At 37.9% G+C, this 22,166-nt stretch carries 18 protein-coding genes and 1 tRNA gene; 18 read left to right on the top strand and 1 reads right to left on the bottom strand.

Annotated features, from left to right (window positions below; genetic code table 11):
• Positions 1-129: 129 nt before the first annotated feature.
• From ccsA to ODE14_RS04330, 11 genes are all read left to right on the top strand, one after another.
• Entirely contained in the window at positions 130-3,384 is a 3,255-nt protein-coding gene (gene ccsA, locus ODE14_RS04380) for a cytochrome c biogenesis protein CcsA (protein ID WP_263603111.1), read from the top strand.
• A 269-nt stretch (positions 3,385-3,653) separates the two neighbouring features.
• Entirely contained in the window at positions 3,654-4,520 is an 867-nt protein-coding gene (locus tag ODE14_RS04375) for an SPFH domain-containing protein (RefSeq protein ID WP_263603110.1), read from the top strand.
• A gap of 50 nt (positions 4,521-4,570) precedes the next feature.
• Positions 4,571-4,759, top strand: coding sequence for an Arc family DNA binding domain-containing protein (locus ODE14_RS04370; protein WP_263603109.1), 189 nt, complete (start codon positions 4,571-4,573; stop codon positions 4,757-4,759).
• 329 nt (positions 4,760-5,088) lie between these two features.
• Positions 5,089-6,639 (top strand): aldehyde dehydrogenase family protein, encoded by a 1,551-nt coding sequence (locus ODE14_RS04365; protein ID WP_263603108.1) that lies wholly within the window; start codon positions 5,089-5,091, stop codon positions 6,637-6,639.
• A gap of 118 nt (positions 6,640-6,757) precedes the next feature.
• Entirely contained in the window at positions 6,758-8,080 is a 1,323-nt protein-coding gene (gene lat, locus ODE14_RS04360; protein WP_263603107.1) for an L-lysine 6-transaminase, read from the top strand.
• Positions 8,081-8,141: 61 nt separating this feature from the next.
• On the top strand, positions 8,142-8,372 hold the full coding sequence (locus tag ODE14_RS04355; protein WP_248393463.1) for a DUF2007 domain-containing protein: 231 nt from the start codon (positions 8,142-8,144) through the stop codon (positions 8,370-8,372).
• A gap of 227 nt (positions 8,373-8,599) precedes the next feature.
• Positions 8,600-9,112 (top strand): GNAT family N-acetyltransferase, encoded by a 513-nt coding sequence (locus tag ODE14_RS04350; protein WP_263603106.1) that lies wholly within the window; start codon positions 8,600-8,602, stop codon positions 9,110-9,112.
• Between the two features lie 117 nt (positions 9,113-9,229).
• The gene (locus tag ODE14_RS04345) at positions 9,230-9,682 is read left to right on the top strand and encodes a transcriptional regulator (RefSeq protein WP_248393465.1); all 453 of its coding nucleotides are present in this window, start codon (positions 9,230-9,232) and stop codon (positions 9,680-9,682) included.
• Position 9,683: 1 nt separating this feature from the next.
• A complete protein-coding gene (locus ODE14_RS04340; protein ID WP_263603105.1) occupies positions 9,684-10,871 on the top strand; it encodes an efflux RND transporter periplasmic adaptor subunit in 1,188 nt (395 codons plus the stop codon).
• Positions 10,872-10,874: 3 nt separating this feature from the next.
• Positions 10,875-14,021 (top strand): efflux RND transporter permease subunit, encoded by a 3,147-nt coding sequence (locus tag ODE14_RS04335; protein ID WP_263603104.1) that lies wholly within the window; start codon positions 10,875-10,877, stop codon positions 14,019-14,021.
• A 79-nt stretch (positions 14,022-14,100) separates the two neighbouring features.
• Entirely contained in the window at positions 14,101-15,516 is a 1,416-nt protein-coding gene (locus ODE14_RS04330) for a TolC family protein (protein ID WP_263603103.1), read from the top strand.
• Between the two features lie 73 nt (positions 15,517-15,589).
• Here ODE14_RS04330 and ODE14_RS04325 read toward each other — a convergent pair.
• Positions 15,590-15,663 (bottom strand) — tRNA-Ala (locus tag ODE14_RS04325).
• A 386-nt stretch (positions 15,664-16,049) separates the two neighbouring features.
• Between ODE14_RS04325 and ODE14_RS04320 the strand changes: the two genes are divergently transcribed.
• From ODE14_RS04320 to ODE14_RS04290, 7 genes are all read left to right on the top strand, one after another.
• Positions 16,050-16,421 carry a hypothetical protein gene (locus tag ODE14_RS04320; RefSeq protein WP_248393469.1) on the top strand — a complete coding sequence of 124 codons (372 nt, stop codon included), beginning with the start codon at positions 16,050-16,052 and terminating at the stop codon, positions 16,419-16,421.
• A gap of 146 nt (positions 16,422-16,567) precedes the next feature.
• Positions 16,568-17,140 (top strand): C40 family peptidase, encoded by a 573-nt coding sequence (locus ODE14_RS04315; protein ID WP_263603102.1) that lies wholly within the window; start codon positions 16,568-16,570, stop codon positions 17,138-17,140.
• A 93-nt stretch (positions 17,141-17,233) separates the two neighbouring features.
• Positions 17,234-18,046 (top strand): 2,3,4,5-tetrahydropyridine-2,6-dicarboxylate N-succinyltransferase, encoded by an 813-nt coding sequence (locus ODE14_RS04310; protein WP_263603101.1) that lies wholly within the window; start codon positions 17,234-17,236, stop codon positions 18,044-18,046.
• 28 nt (positions 18,047-18,074) lie between these two features.
• Positions 18,075-19,244: a glycosyltransferase family 87 protein gene (locus ODE14_RS04305; RefSeq protein WP_263603100.1), complete on the top strand. Its 1,170-nt coding sequence runs from the start codon at positions 18,075-18,077 to the stop codon at positions 19,242-19,244.
• Positions 19,245-19,249: 5 nt separating this feature from the next.
• Entirely contained in the window at positions 19,250-20,179 is a 930-nt protein-coding gene (locus tag ODE14_RS04300; RefSeq protein WP_248393473.1) for a glycosyltransferase family 2 protein, read from the top strand.
• A 1-nt stretch (position 20,180) separates the two neighbouring features.
• Positions 20,181-20,957: a polysaccharide deacetylase family protein gene (locus ODE14_RS04295; protein WP_263603099.1), complete on the top strand. Its 777-nt coding sequence runs from the start codon at positions 20,181-20,183 to the stop codon at positions 20,955-20,957.
• Positions 20,954-22,048: a glycosyltransferase family 4 protein gene (locus tag ODE14_RS04290; RefSeq protein WP_263603098.1), complete on the top strand. Its 1,095-nt coding sequence runs from the start codon at positions 20,954-20,956 to the stop codon at positions 22,046-22,048. Before ODE14_RS04295 ends, ODE14_RS04290 begins: the two co-directional genes overlap by 4 nt.
• Positions 22,049-22,166 lie beyond the last annotated feature (118 nt).

The raw sequence follows: 22,166 nt of genomic DNA, 5'->3' as shown, positions 1-22,166 counted from the left end.
ATCAGTCTGTTTAATATTATTAAGAACGGTTAAAAATAACACTTATCAATGGCAAAGTGATAAAAAACAGCTTTTTTTCACGGCATTGTAGTTTATCATCCTTATTTTTGCGTATCAAGTATATATAACATGAAGAAGCTCCAGGATATTCTTATCTCGACCAGAACAATGGCTGTGTTGTTACTGGTGTACGCATTTGCGATGGCATATGCAACGTTCTTAGAAAATGACTACGGAACTCCAACAGCAAAAGCTTTAATTTATGAGGCATGGTGGTTTGAATTAATCATGCTTCTGCTTATTCTCAATTTCATAGGAAATATTGGAAGATACAGACTCTGGAAGAGAGAAAAATGGCCGGTGCTGGTTTTTCACCTTGCCTTTGTACTGATATTTATTGGTGGTGCCATTACAAGATATATCAGTTTTGAAGGGACAATGCACATCCGGGAAGGAGAAACCTCCAATGAAATTGTAACGGATAAAAACTTCCTTAAAATTCAGATTGAGGAAAAAGGTGATGTTCTTAATTATCAGGATATTCCGTATCTAATGTCTCCATTACACAAAGATTTACAGGCTACCTATGATTTCCATGGAAAAGAAGTGAAAGTCATTGCAAAAGAGTATGTTCAAAGAAAAAAAGATAGTCTCGTGGCTGACCCTAATGGCGCCGAATATCTTCATTTGGTATCAACAGGACAAACCGGAAGACAGAATATTTTCATTAAACCCGGAGAAACAAAATCAATCAACGGAACACTGGTGACTTTCAACAGAGCCATTGAAGGTGCGGTTGAATTTAAAAATGAAGGCGGAAAGTTATTCATCAAAACACCGGTTGATGCGAGCTATATGACCATGGCTACTCAGGCTACAGGAAGTACAGTAAAAGACGAATTCCAGCCATTGGCTTTAAGAAGTTTATATTCAATTAATGAATTAAAGCTGGTTGTTCCTGAAGGTCTTAAAAAAGGAAAATTAATGGCAATTGAAGGCGACAGAAAAAAAGATCAGGCTGTGCCTGATATGCTCACTGTTGAAATTCAGGGTCCGAAAACAAAGCAGCTGGTAGACCTTTCAGTTGAAAAAGGAAATCCGAATGCCTACAAACAGGTTACAATGGACGGATTGAATATCATGATTGGTTTTGGTCCGAAAATTTACAATACGCCTTTCTCACTTAAACTCGATGATTTCGTAATGGAAACCTATCCTGGAAGCTCATCTCCAAGTGCTTATGAAAGCCATATTAAAATCATTGATGAAGGCAAGCAGACCCCATTTAAAATTTATATGAACCACGTTCTCAATCATAAAGGCTACCGATTCTTCCAGTCGAGTTTTGATCCGGACAGAATGGGGACGGTACTTTCCGTAAATCATGATTTCTGGGGAACATTGATTTCTTACATTGGCTACACGTTCTTATTTGGTGGAATGTTCTTTATGTTCTTCTGGAAAGGAACTCATTTCTGGAAGCTTAATAAAATGCTGAAAGATGTCAACAAGAAAAGGGTAGTAACTATATTATTAATATTACTAAGCTTCGGACTGAATGCTCAAAAAATAGAGACCCACGGCACTACTGACGGCAGCAGGGAACATATCCACACAGAGGGAGAACAGCATAATCATGATGCTGAAGTTGCTCCGGCCCAATCAGGTTCTGCAGCTCCTTCCGAATCTCATACAAAAATCAGAAGCGTTTCCGCTGATGAAATTATCGCACAAAACAAAATCAGTGCAGAACATGCCGATAAATTCGGGTATCTTCTTGTTCAGAATTTTGAAGGGAGAATTGTTCCTCTCAATACACAGGCTCTGGATGTTTTAAGAAAGCTTTACAAAAGAGATGAATTTAAAGGGACTGATGGAAAATCACTTTCTGCTAACCAATGGTTTTTATCAATCAATACAAATCCTGATAACTGGATTGCAGTTCCTTTAATAAAAGTAGGAACAAAAGGTGGAGACGCCCTGAAAGAAAAAACAAAAGCAGATGAGGACGGATATACCAGTTTATTAAATCTTATTCCTTCTGATGCCAACGGAAATCTTCATTATGTGTTGGAAAAGGATTATAATACAGCCTTCCGTAAAAAAGCTTCCGAGCAGACCAATTATGACAAAGAGGTAATTGCCGTTAATGAAAGAGTACAGGTATTCCAGGAAATATTCTCAGGACAGTTTATGAGAATTGTTCCTGTGAAAAACGATCCTAACCATACATGGCACTCCTGGCTAAATCAAAAGTTTGAACCAGATACAGAATCTCAGCAGGTAATGGGACCATATCTTGCGGAAGTTCTTGTTGCCCAACAAACCGGTGACTGGAAAAGAGCGGATGCAGAGCTTACAAAACTTTCGGACTATCAGCAGAAGTGGGGTAAGGCAGTCGTTCCTGCCAAATCCAAAGTTGAGCTTGAAGTTTTCATGAATAAGGTGAATATCAATTTCAAACTATTGATTTTCTACACGATCATCGGCGGACTTCTTTTACTACTGGGATTTGTAGAATTATTCAAACCGAATAAAGTCTTAAACAAAACCATTAAAGCGATTATTGTAATCGGAGCTATAGGGTATTTCTTCCATTTCCTTGGACTGGTGGCAAGATGGTATATTTCCGGACATGCACCATGGAGTAACGGATATGAAGCGATTATTTTCATTTCGTGGGTGGGAATTACAGCAGGACTATTATTATATAGAAATTCAAACGCCTTGATTCCGGCAGCCGGATTTATGGTTGCAGTTATCATGATGGGATTTGCGCACGGCGGTTCGGCTCTTGATCCACAGATTACACCGCTGGTTCCTGTACTGAAATCGTACTGGCTAATTGTACACGTAGCCATTATTACATCCAGCTACGGATTCTTTGCCCTGTCGATGATTATTGCCGTGATCAGCCTTGTATTTTATATCATTTCAAATAAAGGAACTTACAAATTACACCACGATACAACTTTGAAAGAACTGGTGATTGTTTCTGAAATGTCTTTAACAATAGGTTTATTTGCATTAACGGTAGGAAACTTCCTGGGAGGAATCTGGGCCAATGAATCGTGGGGAAGATACTGGAGCTGGGACCCGAAAGAAACATGGGCTTTCATTTCCATTATGGTGTATGCGTTTGTTCTACACATGAGATTGGTTCCTGGTTTACGAAGCAGATGGGCGTTCCACGTGGCAACAATGTTTGCATTCTGTTCGATGGTAATGACATATTTCGGAGTAAATTATTACCTGAGCGGACTTCACTCTTATGCAGCAGGAGATCCTGTTCCGGTTCCGGCTTGGGTATATATCGGACTTGGAACAATGGCACTCTTATCAGCCGTTTCGTATTACAAGTTTAGAATCTTAAATAAAAAATAAGTTTAAAATTTATCATTCATACCATCCCTGAAATTAATTTTTCAGGGATTTTTTTATACTGACTATTTAATTTAAACCGAAGGACAAATGTCTGATTCGCGCAAGTTTTAGGGATTTTACGGATTGTATTAAAATTTTAGCATTCAGATTCCAAGCCTGAACTTTTGTTTCTTTAATTCAAATCAAAAAAATTTAAAATAAATAATTTTAATGTAAAAAAATCATATCTTTATGATATCAAATTAATATCAAAATTAAAAATCAATATCATGGAAAAAATCCTTAAACCGATGTCCGGATATATTACTTTAGTAATCTGTCTTGGACTTTTCATTGCTTCAATTTACCTGTTCGCAATAGGAGTTGATGAGAATATCACATTTGTTGTTCTTTCAATAGTTGCCTTTATTGTATTCTGTTTCTTCCTGAAAGGCCTGATGATAATTCAGCCGAACCATTCAAGAGTACTGAACTTTTTCGGGAAATATGTCGGCACCGTAAAAGATAACGGTTTGTTTTTCATTAATCCTTTATATTCTTCCCAAAGAATCAGTCTTCGTTCCGAAAATTTACAGGGCCAGACACTGAAAGTAAATGACAAAATGGGAAATCCCATCGAAATTGCTGTCGTTATCGTATGGAAAGTTGGCGATACTTACAAAGCCGCTTTTGATGTTGAACGTTATTCTGATTTTGTAAAAATGCAGAGCGAAGCTGCGGTACGTCATTTGGCAATGAGTTTTCCTTATGACAACCTGGAGGACGATCATGCCCCGATTACATTAAGAGAAGGCGGGGAAAAAATCAATGCCATTTTGGAACAGGAACTTACAGAGCGTCTTTCAAAAGCAGGAATTATTATCCAGGAAGCTAGAATTTCCCATCTTGCCTACGCATCGGAGATTGCAGGCGCCATGCTTCAGAGACAACAGGCTACAGCGATTGTTGCGGCAAGAACCAAAATTGTGGAAGGAGCCGTAGGAATGGTAGATTTAGCATTAAAGAAACTTTCCGAAGAAAATATTGTGGAGCTCGATGACGAAAGAAAAGCAGCGATGGTGAGCAACTTAATGGTTGTTTTGTGTGGTGAAAAAGCGGCAACACCTATTTTAAATGCCGGGACACTTTATAATTAAATCAAGATCAGAATTTTGTTTATACAAACGTCAGAAAAAAGTTAACAAGAATGAAATCAGAAAAAACTCATAATACTTCCGAAAATAAAGGCAAAAAATCTTTTGTTTTAAGGATTGATGAGTCTACCTATAAGCTTCTTGAAAAGTGGGCCAATGATGAATTCAGAAGTGTAAACGGACAAATTGAGTTTCTGCTTCATCAAAGCTTGCTCCATTCCGGGAGGAAGAAAAAAGAATAAGATGATACAAACAAACAAAAGCCGAGAAAATTTCTCGGCTTTTTATTTTATACAACTTTGAAGCGTATCTGCCCCAAAGTAAAATATTACCAGCCAAATCAGCCCCTTAATGGTAAAGAAGGCAAATCCTGCCCATCCAACACGCTTAAACCATTTTTTAAACTTCGAATTATTTTCCTGAGAGCTTTCCATTTCTGTGTGTCAAAAGATTACCATACAAATATAGTCATGTTTATAATTAGTCCAAATAAAAAATCCGTTAAAAAAATTTAAATTTTGCAGTTCGTTTAATATTTTTAACTTTAGGGAAAACGAAAAGTAAAATTTTTATGTCTAAAAAAGTAAAAGATTTTGGGATTGAAAACACGCTCAAAAATCTAGGAATTAAGAATGAAAATAAGGGGACTTCAACAGGCGGAAAATACTTTGCATCAGGGCAAACCATAGAAAGCTATTCTCCGGTAGACGGAAATCTAATTGCGAAAGTGAAAACTTCCGGAACATCTGATTACGAAAAAGTTCTTGAAGCTGCGCAAAATGCTTTTAAAGAATTCAGGCTCATTCCTGCACCCAAAAGAGGTGAAATCGTAAGGCAGCTTGGCCAGAAATTAAGACAGTACAAAAACGATCTTGGTAAACTTGTTTCTTATGAAATGGGAAAATCCCTGCAGGAAGGCTTAGGCGAAGTTCAGGAAATGATCGATATCTGCGATTTTGCAGTGGGGGTTTCAAGACAGCTTCACGGTTATACCATGCACTCCGAAAGACCGGGGCACAGAATGTATGAACAATATCATCCACTTGGAATCGTCGGGATTATTACCGCTTTTAATTTTCCGGTTGCCGTATGGTCGTGGAATACTGCTTTAGCATGGATCTGCGGAAACGTCACCATTTGGAAACCATCAGAAAAAACACCGCTTTGTGCAATTGCCTGCCAGAATATCATGAATGAAGTTTTAAAGGAAAACAATCTTCCCGAAGGAATTTCAAGTGTTTTGGTTGCAGATCATGAAATCGGACAAAAACTGGTTGATGATAAAAGAGTAGCCTTAATCTCATTTACCGGTTCTACCAGAGTCGGCAGAATGGTTTCTGCAAATGTGGCACAACGATTCGGGAAATCTATCCTGGAGCTAGGAGGAAATAATGCGATTATCATTACTCAGGATGCGGACATCAATATGTCAATTATCGGAGCTGTTTTCGGAGCGGTGGGTACAGCCGGACAAAGATGTACTTCAACAAGAAGATTGATCATCCACGAAAGTGTTTATGATGAAGTGAAAAATCGTTTGGTAAAAGCATACGGACAGCTTAAAATCGGAAATCCTTTAGACGAATCCAATCATGTAGGGCCTCTTATTGATACAGATGCCGTAAATATGTACCAGGAAGCTATTAAAAAAGGTAAAAAACAAGGTGCAAAATTCATTGTGGAAGGAGAAGTACTGAAAGGAAAAGGCTATGAATCCGGATGCTACGTGAAACCATGTATCGCAGAAGTAAAAAATTCTTACGAAATCGTTCAGCACGAAACTTTTGCCCCGATTTTATATCTTATCAAGTATAAAACATTAGAAGAAGCCATCGCCATTCAGAATGATGTTCCGCAAGGTTTATCCTCTGCAATCATGACGCAGAATTTAAGAGAGGCAGAATTATTTCTTTCGCATGCAGGTTCAGACTGCGGTATTGCCAATGTAAATATCGGAACATCCGGTGCGGAAATCGGTGGTGCATTCGGTGGAGAAAAGGAAACCGGCGGCGGAAGAGAATCCGGTTCAGACGTCTGGAAATATTATATGAGAAGACAGACAAATACCATCAACTATACAACAAACCTTCCTCTGGCACAGGGAATTAAGTTTGACCTTTAATTTAAAAATATTTAGAAATACGGAGATTTAAAAATTAAAAATTGTCAACTTTTAACAATACTAAATCTCTTTGTTTCAACATCATTAACTTATTTAATCAACCCTAAGATTAATTAAAATGGAAACAATTGACATACAAGTAAACAAAGTAAAAGAAATAGTAGGAAAGCACGTTCTGGCCGATGGATTCGATTTCGTAATGGATATTGAAAAATCGCACGGATCATGGCTTTACGATAAACTCACCAATAAAGAATATCTGGATATGTTTTCCATGTTTGCCTCAGCATCCATTGGTTACAATCATCCTTACCTCATGGAAAAATCTGAATGGCTGGGAAAAATGGCAGTGAACAAACCGACACTGGCTGATGTATATTCTGAAGAATATGCTCATTTCCTGGAAGTTTTCGAAAGAGTAGTGATCCCTGAAGAATTGCAGTATGCTTTCTTTATTGAAGGCGGAGCATTGGCTGTTGAAAATGCCATGAAAGCTTGCTTCGACTGGAAAACACGCAAGAATTTTGAAAAAGGACTTGATATTGAAGCCGGAATATGCATTCATTTCAGACAGGCATTCCACGGAAGAAGCGGATATACATTAAGTCTTACAAATACTTCAGATCCAAGGAAATATCAGTATTTTCCGATGTTTGAATGGCCAAGAATCCTGAATCCTAAACTTACCTTCCCGATAACGGAAGAAAACCTGGAGGAAACCATTAAAAACGAAAGGCTGGCTCTCTTAAATATTGAAGAAGCTATTTTAATGAATCCGAATAAAGTGGCATGTATCATCATAGAACCGATCCAGGCAGAAGGTGGAGACAACCATTTCAGGGATGAATTTTTATCAGGATTAAGAAGAATATGCGATGAAAATGAAGTTCTTCTTATTTTTGATGAAGTTCAGACAGGAATTGGAATTACCGGGAAAATGTGGGCATTTCAACACTTCACCGCAAAACCGGATATCATCTCTTTCGGGAAAAAAACGCAGGTTTGCGGTATTTTGGCCAATAAAGAAAAGTTTGATGAAGTTCCTGATAATGTTTTCCGTGAAAGCTCGAGAATCAATTCTACTTTCGGAGGTAATTTTATAGACATGCTCCGTTTCCAGCTGGTAATGGAAGTTATTGAAAAGGAAAATCTTGTTGAAAATGCAAGAGTTATGGGCGATTACCTTCTTGAAGGCTTAAAAAGCCTTGCCGAAAAATATCCTGAAAAACTAACCAACGCAAGAGGAAGAGGATTGATGTGTGCTGTTGACCTTGTCACTCATGAGCAAAGAAATACTCTGAGAGACGAGCTCTGGAAAGACGGAATGATTATTCTGGCCTGCGGAGATCAGTCGTTGCGTTTCAGACCACATCTTAATGTGACCAGGGAGGAAATCAGGCTTGCACTGGATAAAATTGAGAATAACATTAATAAAATTTAAATTACGGATTTGTAATTTTAAAAAAAATGTCATAAATTTAGATACTCAAACGTAACAGAACATGGAAAGAAGTACAAGAGTATCCGTTTTTGAAAGTGATAAACCTGCAGAAATTCAGCTGATTAAATCCAAACTGGATGATGCGAACATTACCAATGCCGTAGAAAACAACTACCTTACTTTTACAACTACGCCTACGGCAACGTCGCTGAAAGTATTGGTAAAACTGGAAGATGAAAAAAAAGCATTTGAAGTAATTGATGCCTATCTCCAGCAAAATGAAAATCAATAAAACAATTTCATAATTTTAAATTTTACTACTTCGAACCGAAAATTAATAACAATTAGTTTTCGGTTTTTTTTGGTTACATCACAACTGAATAATAATAGTTCAAAACCATCAGCAAACATTGAATAATTAATTATTCATGCAGTGTCGGTCTAAGCATCATAATTTAGCGTTTACGAAGTAGCATATTTAAAACAAAATAATCTTATTAATTAAAATTTTTCACAATAATGAATTCAGAAACCCAATTAAGAAAAGCGGAAATGGCGGACAGAGAAGTTATCTGGGACATTTTACAGCAGGCGATAGAAAGAAGAAGAAAAGACGGGAGCGACCAATGGCAACAGGGATATCCCAACAGTACTACCGTGGAAAGTGATATAGAAAAAGGGTTTGGATATGTTATGACCGTAGACGGAGAAATTGCAGTATATGCTGCTCTTATTTTAAATGATGAACCGGCTTACAGTACAATTGAAGGTGCCTGGCTGAGCAACGGAGAATTTGTTGTGGTCCACAGAGTAGCGGTGGATGAAAAATTTGCCGGGCAGGGAATGACAAAAAAGCTATTTGACCATATTGAAGAATTTACAAAATCTCATGGAATTCAGAGCATTAAAGTAGATACCAATTTCGATAACATGGCCATGCTGAAAATTCTTGAAAGCAAAGGCTACACCTATTGCGGGGAAGTTTATCTGGCTGGCGGAATCAGGAAAGCATTTGAGAAGATTATAATTTAAAGGAAAAGTTAAATCCAACTTCATTGATTTTTTAAAAAAAGTAAAATTTATAAACTCTATCAGGTTTGTTCGTTTAGTTCAGAACTAATTTTTATTTTTGCTCAAAATTTATATACAATGCATAAGAGTATAGAAATTGATGAGAAAATTTTCCAGGATGCTGTAAAATTCTATGGCACAGTTTTCAATATACCTCCTCTGGCATCAAAAATATATGCTTACCTGTTATTCGATTATGATAAAGTAGGTATTCCTTTTGATGAATTTGTGGAAGTATTTTCGGCCAGTAAAAGTTCCGTATCAACAAGTATTTCGCTTTTATTAAATGCTGAACTGATTATTGACCACAACAAGATGGACGAACGCAAACGGTATTTTTTCATCAATGACGGCTATAAAAAAATCAGATTTGAAAAAATAGTACAGAAAATGAAAGACGAATTAAAACTTTTAGACGACCTGGACCATTTTAAGAAAAATCATAATGGTTACGATGAAAAAATAGAAGCTTATAAAGCGCTTTTAAATAAAAATATAATAAATATTCAGGAATCTCTTAATAAACTATAAAATGAATAATAAGCTAGTTATACTTTCTCTTGCTGCCCTTTCCTTAGTGGCCTGCAAAAAAGAAGCTCCTAAGCAGGACGGCCCGAAACCGTATCCTGTTGTAAACGTGGAAGCGAAAAATATAGTGGGTTATCAGACTTTTCCGGCTACCATCCAGGGTAAGGTAAACAATGATGTACGTGCCAAAATCCAGGGATATATCACACAGGTTTTGGTAGACGAAGGACAGTACGTAACCAAAGGACAGCCTTTGTTCCGGCTTGAAACCAATATCCTGAACGAAAATGCAGCAGCTTCAAAAGCAGGAATTGGTGCTGCCGAATCTAACATTGCCGCTGCCCAGGCTGCTGTAAGTGCAGCAAACGTAGAGGTAAATAAACTGAAACCCCTGGTGCAGAAAAATATCATCAGTAATGTACAGTTACAGACTGCTCAGGCAAATTTAGCGCAGGCGCAGGCACAGCTGAAACAGGCACAGGCGGCTAAAAGCCAGGCGGTGGCCAATTATAAAGGAGTAGAAGCCAATATCCAATATTCCATTATCCGCGCTCCTATTTCAGGAGTAATCGGTAAACTTCCTTTAAAGGTTGGAAGTCTTGTCGGACCATCAGATCAGACGCCTTTAACCACCATTTCAGACACTTCAGAAATCTACGCATACTTTTCAATGAACGAGAAGGAATATTTTGATTTTCTTGAAAAATCTGTAGGGGCTACCATGCCGGAAAAAATCAAAAATCTTCCCATGGTAGAGCTACAATTAGCCAATGGAAGTATTTATCCTGAAAAGGGAAGAATAGAAGCCATTACAGGACAAATTGATCCTACAACAGGGACCATACAATTCAGGGTTTCCTTCACCAATGCTCAAAAGCTCCTTAGTAACGGAAACAGCGGAACCATAAGATTTCCTCAACATTATGACAACGTACTGGTTGTACCGGAAAGCGCTACTTACGAACAGCAGGGAATTGTCTATGTATATAAAGTTGATAAGAGCGACACTGCAAGAAATGTTGTTGTCAATGTGATCGACAGAATTGATAACATGGCACTGATAAAAACCGGTGTTAATAAAGGAGAAACGGTAATTGCAGCAGGAATCGGTGGACTTAAGCCAGGAACTGCCGTTAAAAAGCAACCTGTAAAAATGGATAGTCTTGTTCAATCTATAAAACCGAAATTCTAAAAAATGATTAAAAATTTTATAAACAGACCGGTTTTATCTACCGTAATCTCAATTTTGATTGTGATTCTCGGGGTACTGGGGCTTACTGCACTTCCGGTGACACAGTATCCGGACATTGCTCCTCCAACCGTAAGTGTTACGGCCAACTATACCGGAGCCAATGCGGAAACTGTAATGAAAAGTGTAGTCGTTCCTTTGGAAGAACAGATCAACGGGGTGGAAGGTATGGATTATATCACTTCCAGTGCAGGAAATGACGGTTCAGCCAATATCCAGGTGTTTTTTAAACAGGGAATTGATCCTGATATCGCAGCAGTAAACGTTCAGAACCGAGTAACAAGAGCAACTCCATTACTTCCAAGTGAGGTGACACGTTCAGGAGTTGTTACCCAGAAACAGCAGACCAGTGCTTTGATGTATATGTCTTTCTATTCTGAAAATAAAGACCTAGATGATGTATATCTTCAGAACTTTTTAAATATCAATGTTATTCCGAATTTAAAAAGGATTAACGGAGTAGGTGATGCCAACGTTTTCGGGGGTAAAAACTATTCCATGAGAGTATGGCTGGATCCTGCAAAAATGGCAGCCTACAGCATTACTCCAACTGATGTTACCAATGCCATCAATGAACAGAGTAGAGAAGCGGCAGCCGGTTCTATCGGACAGAACAGCGGAAGCTCTTTTGAATATATCATTAAATATGTTGGTAAGTTCAACGAAAAAGAACAGTATGATAATATCATCATCAAATCTCTCGGAGACGGACAAAACCTAATGCTGAAAGATGTTGCTAAAGTAGAATTGGCAGGACAGTCTTATACCGGAATCGGTGAAAACGGAAACTATCCTTCCATCAGTATGGGGATTTTCCAGACGCCGGGTTCTAATGCTCAGGAGATCATTAAAAATATCAAATCATACCTGAAATCTGCAGAAGGAACTTTTCCGGAAGGAATTAAATACACGTTTAACTTTGACACCAATGAATTCCTTGAAGCGTCAATTGACAAAGTAGTTCATACATTGATTGAAGCATTTATTCTTGTATTTATTGTAGTGTATATTTTCCTCCAGGATTTCAGATCAACGCTTATTCCTGCTATTGCAGTTCCGGTTTCCATTGTGGGTGCGTTTTTCTTCCTGAATTTATTCGGGTATTCCTTAAACTTATTAACACTCTTCGCATTGGTTCTCGCCATTGGTATTGTGGTGGATGACGCCATCGTCGTCGTCGAGGCCGTTCATGCCAAAATGGAAAACGGAATTTCCGATGCGAAAAAGGCAACCGTTGAGGCGATGGATGAAATCACAGGAGCTATTATTTCAATTACCCTGGTAATGGCATCCGTATTTATTCCGGTAACTTTCATTACGGGACCTACCGGAGTTTTCTACCAGCAGTTCGGTATTACGCTTATTGTAGCGATTATTATTTCTGCAATTAATGCCTTGACTTTAAGTCCGGTTTTATGTTCTTTATTCTTAAAGCCTCACGATGCACATCATACGGAATATAAGAATTTAAATTTTATTCAGAAGTTTTTCTATAAGTTTAATATTGCTTTCAGAACAACCACAGAACGTTACGGAAGAGGATTTATTTTCCTTTTAAGACATAAATGGGTTACCCTGATCATCTTTGCCGTTACAGGAGGAATTTTATACTGGGCAAGTACCACGATGAAAAAAGGTTTCGTACCGACGGAAGACAGAGGGATTATCTTTACCGATGTTCAGCTTCCTCCGGGCGCTTCCATGGAAAGAACGTACAACGCTTTGAAAACGCTTCAGGCAAAAGCCTTAAAAGTTCCGGGGGTTCAAAACGTTACCATTTCAACCGGTAGAGGATTCCTTTCCGGAAACGGAAGTAATAACGGTCTTGCCTTCGTGAAGCTGAAACCTTTTGATGAAAGGAAAAAGGATGGGCAGACATCAGAAGACATTACTAAAAGACTGTTCGGGATTACGGGAGCTGTTCCGGATGCCAAAGTAGTATTCTTCCAGCCACCGAGTGTACCCGGATTCGGGAGCAGCGCCGGTTTCGAGATGGTTCTTCTGGATAAATCAGGAGGCGAATATGTTGACTTGGATAATAAAACGAATGAATTTATCGGAAAGCTGATGCAAAGACCTGAAATTGAATTTGCACAGACTTCATTCAACACAAAATATCCGCAATATGAAATGCAGATTAACGTTCCTTTGGCCAAACAGCTTGGGGTCTCTGTAAGTGACATTCTTGCAACCATGCAAGGGTACATCGGAGGAATTTATACTGCAGATTTTACGAAGTACGGAAAACAGTTCAGGGTAATGGTGCAGGCTCTTCCTGAAAACAGACAGAAAATTGAAAACCTGAATGAATTATATGTAAAAACAGGATCAGGAGCAATGTCTCCGATTTCCCAGTTCGTTACTTTAAATAAAGCATACGGACCGCAGTCGGTAAGCCGTTACAACTTGTTTACCTCCGTAAAAATAACGGGAGCCAATTCCGCAGGATTCAGTTCTGGGGATGCAATTACAGCCGTTCAGGAGGTAGCAAAAGAAACATTAAACCAGAATTATGATGTTGAGTTTACCGGATTGACCAGAGAGGAATTGAATTCCGGATCTCAAACCGTGCTTATCTTCGCTTTAAGTTTGATCTTCGTTTACTTCATTCTTTCAGCACAATATGAAAGTTATATTCTTCCGCTGATTGTGGTAATATCTCTTCCTCTTGGGGTAATGGGAGCATATTTCGGGCAGAAAATCATGGGACTGGAAAACAATATTTATTTCCAGATTGCATTGATTATGTTGGTGGGGCTTTTAGCGAAAAATGCCATCTTAATTGTGGAATTTGCCGTTCAGCGAAGACATCATGGGGAAACAATCGTCATGTCTGCTATTAACGCTGCAAAAGCAAGGTTAAGACCTATCCTGATGACTTCATTTGCATTTATCTTCGGACTTTTACCATTGGTATTAGCAAGCGGAATCGGGGCCGTTGGTAACAGATCCATCGCTACAGGAGCCGCAATCGGGTTATTGATAGGTACTATTTTAGGGCTTTTCGTTATTCCTGTACTATATGTTATTTTCGAATACCTGCAGGAGAAAGTGAAACCTATTAAACAAGAGGACATCAATTTAGCAGAATAATTAAGCATGTTCAGGGTTTTCAGATTAAAAGTTTAATACTGATCCGTGGCCCTGAACTTTAAACCTTAAACTTCAAATAATGAAGAATATTTCAAATATTATAAAAGGACTCTCTTTTTCAGTGGTACTTCTGGCAGTTGTATCATCTTGCATGGCCAGAAAAGAATACAACAGACCCAATAATGTGGTCGATGAAAAACTGTACCGCACAGACATGCTTCCTTCAGACAGCACCAATATCGCCAATGTTTCCTGGAAAGAAATCTTTACGGATCCTATCCTTCAGAGACACATTTCTAAAGCGTTGGAAAACAATCTTGACATAAGAATTGCCTTACAAAGTATAGCTTCTGCAGAAGCATATCTGAAACAAAGCAAAGCGGCTTATCAGCCAACTTTATCTGTAGGTCCAAACTATACTTTTCAGACCCAGTCTATCAACACACAGTTCGGACAGATTATCGGGGAAAGAAGATATGTGAATCAGTTTGATATCACAGCAAGCATCGGCTGGGAAGCAGACATCTGGGGAAGACTGAAATCACAGGAAAAAGCGCAGTATGCCGCTTATCTTGGAACCATTGCAGCACATAAAGCCGTAAAAAGTGATTTAGTAGCATCCGTAGCTTCGGCTTATTATCAGCTTCTTACTTTTGATGCACAGAAAAGAATCATCAATGAAACCATTGCGGTGCGCGAAAGAAATCTTGAAACAACGAGAGCTTTAAAAACTGCAGGAACCTTAACCGAAGTTGCCGTACAGCAGAGTGAAGCATTGGTCTTTAATGCAAAATCTTTATTGATCGATATCGATACCCAGATCCAGCTTTTGGAAAATACCATAAGCTTTCTGATGGGAGAACCTTCGCATACTATAGAAAGATCCACACTGGAAGGCCAGAGCCTGCCAATTGATGTTAAGCTTGGATATCCTGCACAACTTTTGGCCAACCGTCCTGATGTGATGAGAGCGGAGTACAATCTGATCAATGCTTTTGAGCTAACTAATTCTGCGAAGGCACAGTTTTATCCTACTTTAAGACTAACCGGAAGCGGGGGAGTGCAGTCCGTAGATATTGACCATTTATTCAGTGTAAACTCATTGTTTGCCAATGTTGTTGCCGGTCTGGCACAGCCTATTTTAAACAGAAGAGCTATCAGAACCAATTATGATGTAAGTCTTGCCAACCAGGAAACAGCGTATCTGAATTTCAGAAAAGCGGTTCTTACGGCTGGAAAAGAAGTTTCTGATGCCATAAGAGTATTCTCTGTGCAGGATTCTTTTATTGAATTAAAACAAAAGGAGCTGAATGCTTACAAAAACTCTGTTGAATATTCTCAGGAACTGGTAAACTACGGAATGGCCAATTACCTCGAAGTATTGAATGCCAGCGTAAATTCACTGAATGCAGAACTGAATATTACCAATGCAGAATACAGTAAAATGAGAGCTGCCGTTGAGCTTTATCAGGCTCTTGGCGGAGGATGGAAATAATTTTTTACTGAAAAGTAAAAAACCATATAAAAAGCAAAACGCACATTAAATAATGTGCGTTTTTTAATTGCTGTGGAGAATACGGGGATCGAACCCGTCACCTTTAGACTGCCAGTCTAACGCTCTAGCCAGATGAGCTAATTCCCCATATTGCTGTTTTTAAAGCGGTACAAAAATAACTATTTAAACTATATGTGCAAACATTTTGTTAAATTTTATTTGAGAAGAAAATGACAATTACAGCTAACTGTCAATTTTTCAGGGATTTTAAAATAATCAATGGAAATTAAAATTATTAGAATAATAAAATCCGTCCAACTTTAATAATAATAAGGAAATTACTATTTTTTTCCAGCAACAATAGTTCATTCCAGATATTTTATTATCTTTGGAAATAATTAAAAATAGAAGAAAAACAGGCAAAAACTGACTATTTTTACAAGAAAATCAAAATACAACCAATTATTAATCAGGAGATAAGGAATTTCATTAAAAAACCCGTATTCTCCATATTTGTTTATAAAACAAAGACTATGAAGAAATTATTTTTACTTGTATTCACCGCTTTTTTATTCATCGGCTGCAAAGATGAAGATACCATCTACGACTTCATCGGCACCTGGGCCGGAACCTATTCGGGAACAGAAAAAGGAAGCTGGAACATCGTTGTGGCAAGCGACGGTAAAGTAACCGGAACACTGGATTCTGAACAGACTACGGAAAATTATTACATTTCAGGAACTCTTACCGAATCCGGCGAACTCAATGCTACAATCGGTTCTCCTGCGGACGGAGAATTTAAGGGAACACTTACCAGGGATAAAAAAGGAAACGGAACCTGGGTAAATGCAGTTCCGACGCCTACCAGATCCGGAACATGGAAAGGTGAAAAAACATCAAATTGATACAATCACTCAAAATATAAAAGCTATTCAGACGAATAGCTTTTTTTATTTCTGCCGGGTTTTATCAATTTCATACCACAAAATGAAGATAAGAAAAACATAATTTATTTATATTTGTAATCAGTTTGCCCGTAAAACAAAGAAATATGAAGAAGTGTCTGAATTATAAAATTTTAAATTGTAAAACAATTCATTCGTTGCTCATTGTATCTTTACTTACCGTTTCATGCGGAAGTTCGAAAAAAGTGGCTTCAAATAAAAGCCCCGGAAGCAAAGCTGTCTCAAATACCGAAAGCCTCAGAAACCTGGACTCGAAATTCAACGGCAAAGTTTCAAAATCTATTAACGAAATCCTTAAAGACGCCGAAAAATATCTGGGCGCACCATACAAGTTCGGAGGAAGTACCTCTTCAGGATTTGACTGCTCCGGATTTGCCGTAAAGGTTTTTGAAGAAAACGACTATAAACTTCCCCGCAGATCATCAGACCAGGCCGAAACCGGAAACACGATAGATATCCGAGAAGTAAAGCCCGGAGATCTTTTATTCTTTGCAACAGCCGGCGGGACAAGAGTTTCCCATGTAGGAATCGTTCATGATATCGGAAATGACGGCGAAGTAAAATTTATTCACGCTTCCACAACAAAAGGCGTTATCATTTCATCATTGAAAGAAAAATACTGGAATAAAGCTTATCTGCATGCAAAAAGAATTCTTTAAAGCCATTCTTTAAACAGTATTTCTGCTCATTACGGAAGAAAAATTTTCCTTAACTTTTTGTATCTTTGGCGCAAATAATTTTAAACTAGAAACATGTCGTTACAACAAACAATTGAAAATATCTGGGACAACAGAGAATTATTGCAGAATGAAGACAGCCAGAAGGCTATCAGAGAGGTTATTGCTTTGGTGGACAAGGGAGAGCTTCGTACAGCGGAGCCTACTGAAAACGGATGGCAGGTAAATGAATGGGTAAAAAAAGCAGTGGTAATGTATTTTCCGATCCAGAAAATGGAAACTATTGAGGTAGGTCCGTTTGAATTTCATGATAAAATGCCTTTGAAGAAGAACTATGCTGAAAAAGGGGTAAGAGTTGTACCGCATGCAGTGGCTAGAGAAGGCGCTTACATTGCTCCGGGAGTAATCATGATGCCTTCTTATGTAAACATTGGCGCTTACGTAGATTCGGGAACAATGGTGGATACCTGGGCAACAGTGGGAAGCTGTGCACAGATCGGTAAAAATGTTCACCTTAGTGGCGGTGTTGGAATCGGCGGTGTTCTGGAACCGCTTCAGGCTGCTCCGGTAATCATTGAAGACGACTGCTTTATCGGATCAAGATGTATCGTGGTAGAAGGGGTTCATGTAGAAAAGGAAGCCGTTTTAGGAGCGAATGTCGTTCTTACGGCATCAACGAAAATTATTGACGTTACAGGTCCTGAACCGATTGAAATTAAAGGAAGAGTGCCTGCACGTTCGGTTGTAATTCCGGGAAGTTACACCAAACAGTATCCGGCCGGAGAGTATCAGGTTCCGTGTGCTTTGATCATCGGTCAGAGAAAAGAATCTACAGACAAAAAAACGTCTTTAAATGATGCTTTGAGAGATAATAATGTTGCCGTTTAAGAATATATTCTAAACTAATACCAATATTTTGAAAGAAAAATTTCTTAAAATACTATTAAACCCTAAATATATATTTGGGGTTTATCTTATTATATCGGTGGTTACTGCTATTTCCAAGTATCTGAGAGGAGATTACGCGATTAACAATTACCTGATTTTCAAAAACGTATTTTTTAATACCATTCATCAGAAAAATCTGTTTATCCATTATCCTGATCTTTATTTTGATTTAAACCATTACGGAGTATTTTTCAGTGCACTTATTGCTCCTTTTGCCGTAATGCCGGACTGGCTCGGAATATCGCTCTGGAATGCTGCCAATACGTTTATTCTCATTTACGGCATTCATAAACTGCCTTTTTCCGATTCCAAAAAAGCATTGTTCGGTCTGTTCTGCCTTCAGGAATATATTACGGCAGCTTTAAGTCTGCAATTCAACGTTGCTCTTACCGGACTGTTGCTCTTATCTGCAGTGTACATTTACGAGAAAAAAGAAGTGAAATCAGTAACGGCAATATTGATTGGAGTTTTCGTAAAGATCTACGGAATTGTAGGACTTTCGCAATTTTTCTTCATTAAAAATAAAACAAAATTTATTCTTTCCGGATTAATCATAGCCGTAGTTTTCTTTGCATTACCAATGGTATATTCAAGTCCGAAATTTGTGATCCAGTGTTACACAGACTGGTTTCAGTCTATTGTAGAAAAGAACAATGAAAACCAGGTATTGGGAAATATGCAGGATATTTCATTAATGGGATTTTTCAGAAGGATTCTGGGAGATGCTTCCATTTCGAATCTTGTTTTTCTTGCCTTTGGACTGCCACTTTTCGCCGCACCGTATTTTAGAATCAAACAATACAAACAGTATGCTTTTCAGCTGATGATTTTAGCTTCAACATTGCTGTTTTTAGTATTATTCAGCTCAAGCTCCGAGTCTCCCACCTATATCATTGCAATAGTTGGCGTACTGATCTGGTTTTTCCTTCAGAAAGAAAGAACTCCTCTTGTTATCGGATTATTGGTGTTCGTAATTATATTCACATGTTTTTCAACTTCAGACCTGTTTCCGAAATATGTAAAAGAACATTATATCATTAAATATTCTTTAAAAGCCGTACCTTGCATTGTCGTCTGGCTGAGAGTTACGTATGAACTTCTCACCAAAGATTTTGAGAAAAATTACAGCCTTGAATAATCAGTATGAAGAAAATTTCGATCGTCATTCCTGCGCATAACGAAGAAGGAAACGTAGCTTTGGTACATCAGAAAATAAAAGAAGTTTTTGATGGTTTGGAGCATTACAGATTTGAAATCATATTTGTAAATGACGGCAGCAGGGACAACACCCAGCAAAAACTGGAAGAGCTTTCAGAACAGTTTGAAGAGGTAAAATTTATTGAATTTTCAAGAAACTTCGGACATCAGCCTGCGGTAAAAGCAGGAATGGACAACGCAAGCGGAAATGCCGTCATTTCAATGGACGGCGATCTGCAGCATCCGCCCGAACTTATTCCGGAGATGATCAAAAAATGGGAAGAAGGTTATGATATTGTTTTTACCGTTAGAAAATATCCCAAAGAAATTTCAGTATTCAAAAGAAAAACCTCTGATTTTTTCTATAAAATTCTTTCAGGATTGTCTGATGTTGATTTGACAAAAGGCGGCGGCTCAGATTTCAGGCTAATGGATGCAGGTGCCGTAGAAGTGATGAGAAATCTTAATGAAGATGATCTCTTTCTCAGAGGCCTTACCAGCTGGATGGGTTTCAAACAGACCGGAATCAGTTTTATTGCCAATGAAAGGCTTTCCGGAAAAAGCAGCTACAATCTTAAAAAAATGGTAACTTTTGCCTTTACGGGAATTACGGCATTTAGTGTAAAACCACTTTACATTGCCGCATATCTTGGATTCCTGTTTTCCGGACTTTCGGTGATAGGATACGCAACATATGTTATCCATTCTTTCATTGCCAGAACAGAAATTTCAGGGTGGGCATCACTGATTATGACCATTGTTTTTTTCGGCGGACTGCAGTTAATCATATTGGGAATCATCGGAATGTATTTAGGCAAAATCTTTAAGCAGGTAAAACAACGGCCCAATTATATCATCAAAAACAAAAATTTTTAACATGGTTTTATTAAGTTTTGACATCGAGGAATTTGATATGCCATTGGAATACAAAGGGGAGATTTCTTTTGAGAAACAAATCTCAATTTCTCAGACAGGATTAGAAAAAATCTTAGATATTCTGAAAAAACATCAGGCAAAAGCTACTTTTTTTTCAACCGTTGTTTTTGCGGAAAACAGTAAGAATTTAATAGAAAGATTGCTTAAAGAAGGACACGAACTGGCTTCTCATACCTGGTATCATTCGGATTTTAAAGAAGAACACCTGAAGCATTCTAAAGAAAAATTGGAAGGACTATTCGGTACAAAAGTGACCGGATTGAGAATGCCGAGGATGATGCCGGTAAGTAAAAATGCCGTTGAAAATGCAGGCTATTCTTACAATTCATCGATTAATCCAACCTTTCTTCCGGGAAGATACAATAACCTCAAAGTCTCCAGAACTTATTTTAAAGAAGGAAATGTGACGCAGATTCCCGCTTCGGTTTCTCCCAACTTCAGAATTCCTTTGTTCTGGCTTAGCTTCCATAATTTTCCTCTATCTTTTTATAAAAAACTTTCTTCAGACGTACTGCAGAAAGATCGATATCTGAATATTTATTTTCATCCCTGGGAATTTGCGGAAATTAAGGATGAAGCTTTTAAATTACCTGGCTTTACGGTAAAAAATTCAGGCGAAGATATGGTCAAACGTTTTGATGAATTTGTATCTTGGTTAAAAAGTAAAAATCATACATTCGGTACATTTCAGGAATTTCAAAAACAGATCACCTCATGAAAATAGCTTTTGACGCAAAACGTTTTTTCCATAATACTTCCGGATTAGGAAACTATTCGAGAGATCTTGTGAGAATTCTGGCAACGTATTTCCCCGAAAACGAATACATTTTATTAAACAAAAATAAATCCGAAAGAGCCACTGATCTGCTGAGTTTTCCTAACGTCCATTTCGTTGAAACTACAAAACGAAACTTCTCCCGTCAGCTGAAAATGGGGAAAGACGCACAGCAGCAAAACGCTGATATTTTTCATGGCTTATCAGGTGAGCTGCCTCTGAAATGGGACAAAAAACCTATTAAAAAAATCGTGACTATTCACGATCTTATTTTCGTACGATATCCGCAGTATTATTCTTTTTTTGATCGTAAGATCCATTTCTGGAAATTTAAAAAAGCCACAGATTCTGCCGATAAAATCATCGCCATTTCCGAACAGACAAAACGCGATATCATTCAGTTTCTCAACATTCCGGAATCTAAAATTGAAGTGATTTACCAAGGCTGTCATAAAGCTTTTAAAGAACAGCAGTCGGAAGATTTTATTCAACAGACAAAAGAAAAATTTGATCTCCCTGAGCGTTTTGTATTAAATGTGGGAACCATCGAAGAGCGCAAAAATCTCCTGAATATTGTTAAAGCACTAAAAGATACTGATATTCCGTTGGTGGTAGTTGGCAAAAAAACAAAATATTTCAAAAAAGTAGAACCTTTTGTCCGTGAAAATAAAATGAAGGTTTATTTTCTGGAAGGTGTTTCGATGGACGAATTAGCTGTAATCTACAAACTTGCAGATATCTTCATTTATCCGAGTTTATTTGAAGGGTTCGGAATTCCTGTGATTGAAGCGTTATTTTCCAAAACTGTAGTCATTACCAGCAATACGAGCTGTCTTCCGGAAGCCGGCGGACCGGATTCAGTTTATATAGATCCTAAAAATCCTCTTGATATTCAGGCAAAAATTAAATTTTTATGGCAAAACGAATCGGAAAGGAAACGCCGTGCGGAAAAGGGTTTTGAATTTGTGCAAAAGTTTAATGATCAGTCAATTGCTAAAGAATTAATAAAAATTTATGAAAATATTTTACAATAATATTTGCATTTGTAAAATTTATTGCTTTAAATTTGCACCATACAATTCAAACAAATGAAACCGAATTTTTTAACAGTACATCATTATCATCATCTCTGCTAAGACGGAATTGATTGAT

Origin of the sequence: Chryseobacterium sp. PET-29, assembly GCF_025736815.1 — a bacterium.
Taxonomy (GTDB): Bacteria; Bacteroidota; Bacteroidia; order Flavobacteriales; family Weeksellaceae; genus Chryseobacterium; species Chryseobacterium nepalense.
Note: the sequence above shows the minus strand (reverse complement) of the source record. Positions and strands in the feature narration are given on the sequence as shown.

Excerpts from the sequence above, each read along its gene's own strand:
- ccsA (WP_263603111.1), top strand. The coding sequence starts at position 130 with ATGAAGAAGCTCCAGGATATTCTTATCTCGACCAGAACAATGGCTGTG.
- ODE14_RS04375 (WP_263603110.1), top strand. The coding sequence starts at position 3,654 with ATGGAAAAAATCCTTAAACCGATGTCCGGATATATTACTTTAGTAATC.
- ODE14_RS04370 (WP_263603109.1), top strand. The coding sequence starts at position 4,571 with ATGAAATCAGAAAAAACTCATAATACTTCCGAAAATAAAGGCAAAAAA.
- ODE14_RS04365 (WP_263603108.1), top strand. The coding sequence starts at position 5,089 with ATGTCTAAAAAAGTAAAAGATTTTGGGATTGAAAACACGCTCAAAAAT.
- lat (WP_263603107.1), top strand. The coding sequence starts at position 6,758 with ATGGAAACAATTGACATACAAGTAAACAAAGTAAAAGAAATAGTAGGA.
- ODE14_RS04355 (WP_248393463.1), top strand. The coding sequence starts at position 8,142 with ATGGAAAGAAGTACAAGAGTATCCGTTTTTGAAAGTGATAAACCTGCA.
- ODE14_RS04350 (WP_263603106.1), top strand. The coding sequence starts at position 8,600 with ATGAATTCAGAAACCCAATTAAGAAAAGCGGAAATGGCGGACAGAGAA.
- ODE14_RS04345 (WP_248393465.1), top strand. The coding sequence starts at position 9,230 with ATGCATAAGAGTATAGAAATTGATGAGAAAATTTTCCAGGATGCTGTA.
- ODE14_RS04340 (WP_263603105.1), top strand. The coding sequence starts at position 9,684 with ATGAATAATAAGCTAGTTATACTTTCTCTTGCTGCCCTTTCCTTAGTG.
- ODE14_RS04335 (WP_263603104.1), top strand. The coding sequence starts at position 10,875 with ATGATTAAAAATTTTATAAACAGACCGGTTTTATCTACCGTAATCTCA.
- ODE14_RS04330 (WP_263603103.1), top strand. The coding sequence starts at position 14,101 with ATGAAGAATATTTCAAATATTATAAAAGGACTCTCTTTTTCAGTGGTA.
- ODE14_RS04320 (WP_248393469.1), top strand. The coding sequence starts at position 16,050 with ATGAAGAAATTATTTTTACTTGTATTCACCGCTTTTTTATTCATCGGC.
- ODE14_RS04315 (WP_263603102.1), top strand. The coding sequence starts at position 16,568 with ATGAAGAAGTGTCTGAATTATAAAATTTTAAATTGTAAAACAATTCAT.
- ODE14_RS04310 (WP_263603101.1), top strand. The coding sequence starts at position 17,234 with ATGTCGTTACAACAAACAATTGAAAATATCTGGGACAACAGAGAATTA.
- ODE14_RS04300 (WP_248393473.1), top strand. The coding sequence starts at position 19,250 with ATGAAGAAAATTTCGATCGTCATTCCTGCGCATAACGAAGAAGGAAAC.
- ODE14_RS04295 (WP_263603099.1), top strand. The coding sequence starts at position 20,181 with ATGGTTTTATTAAGTTTTGACATCGAGGAATTTGATATGCCATTGGAA.
- ODE14_RS04290 (WP_263603098.1), top strand. The coding sequence starts at position 20,954 with ATGAAAATAGCTTTTGACGCAAAACGTTTTTTCCATAATACTTCCGGA.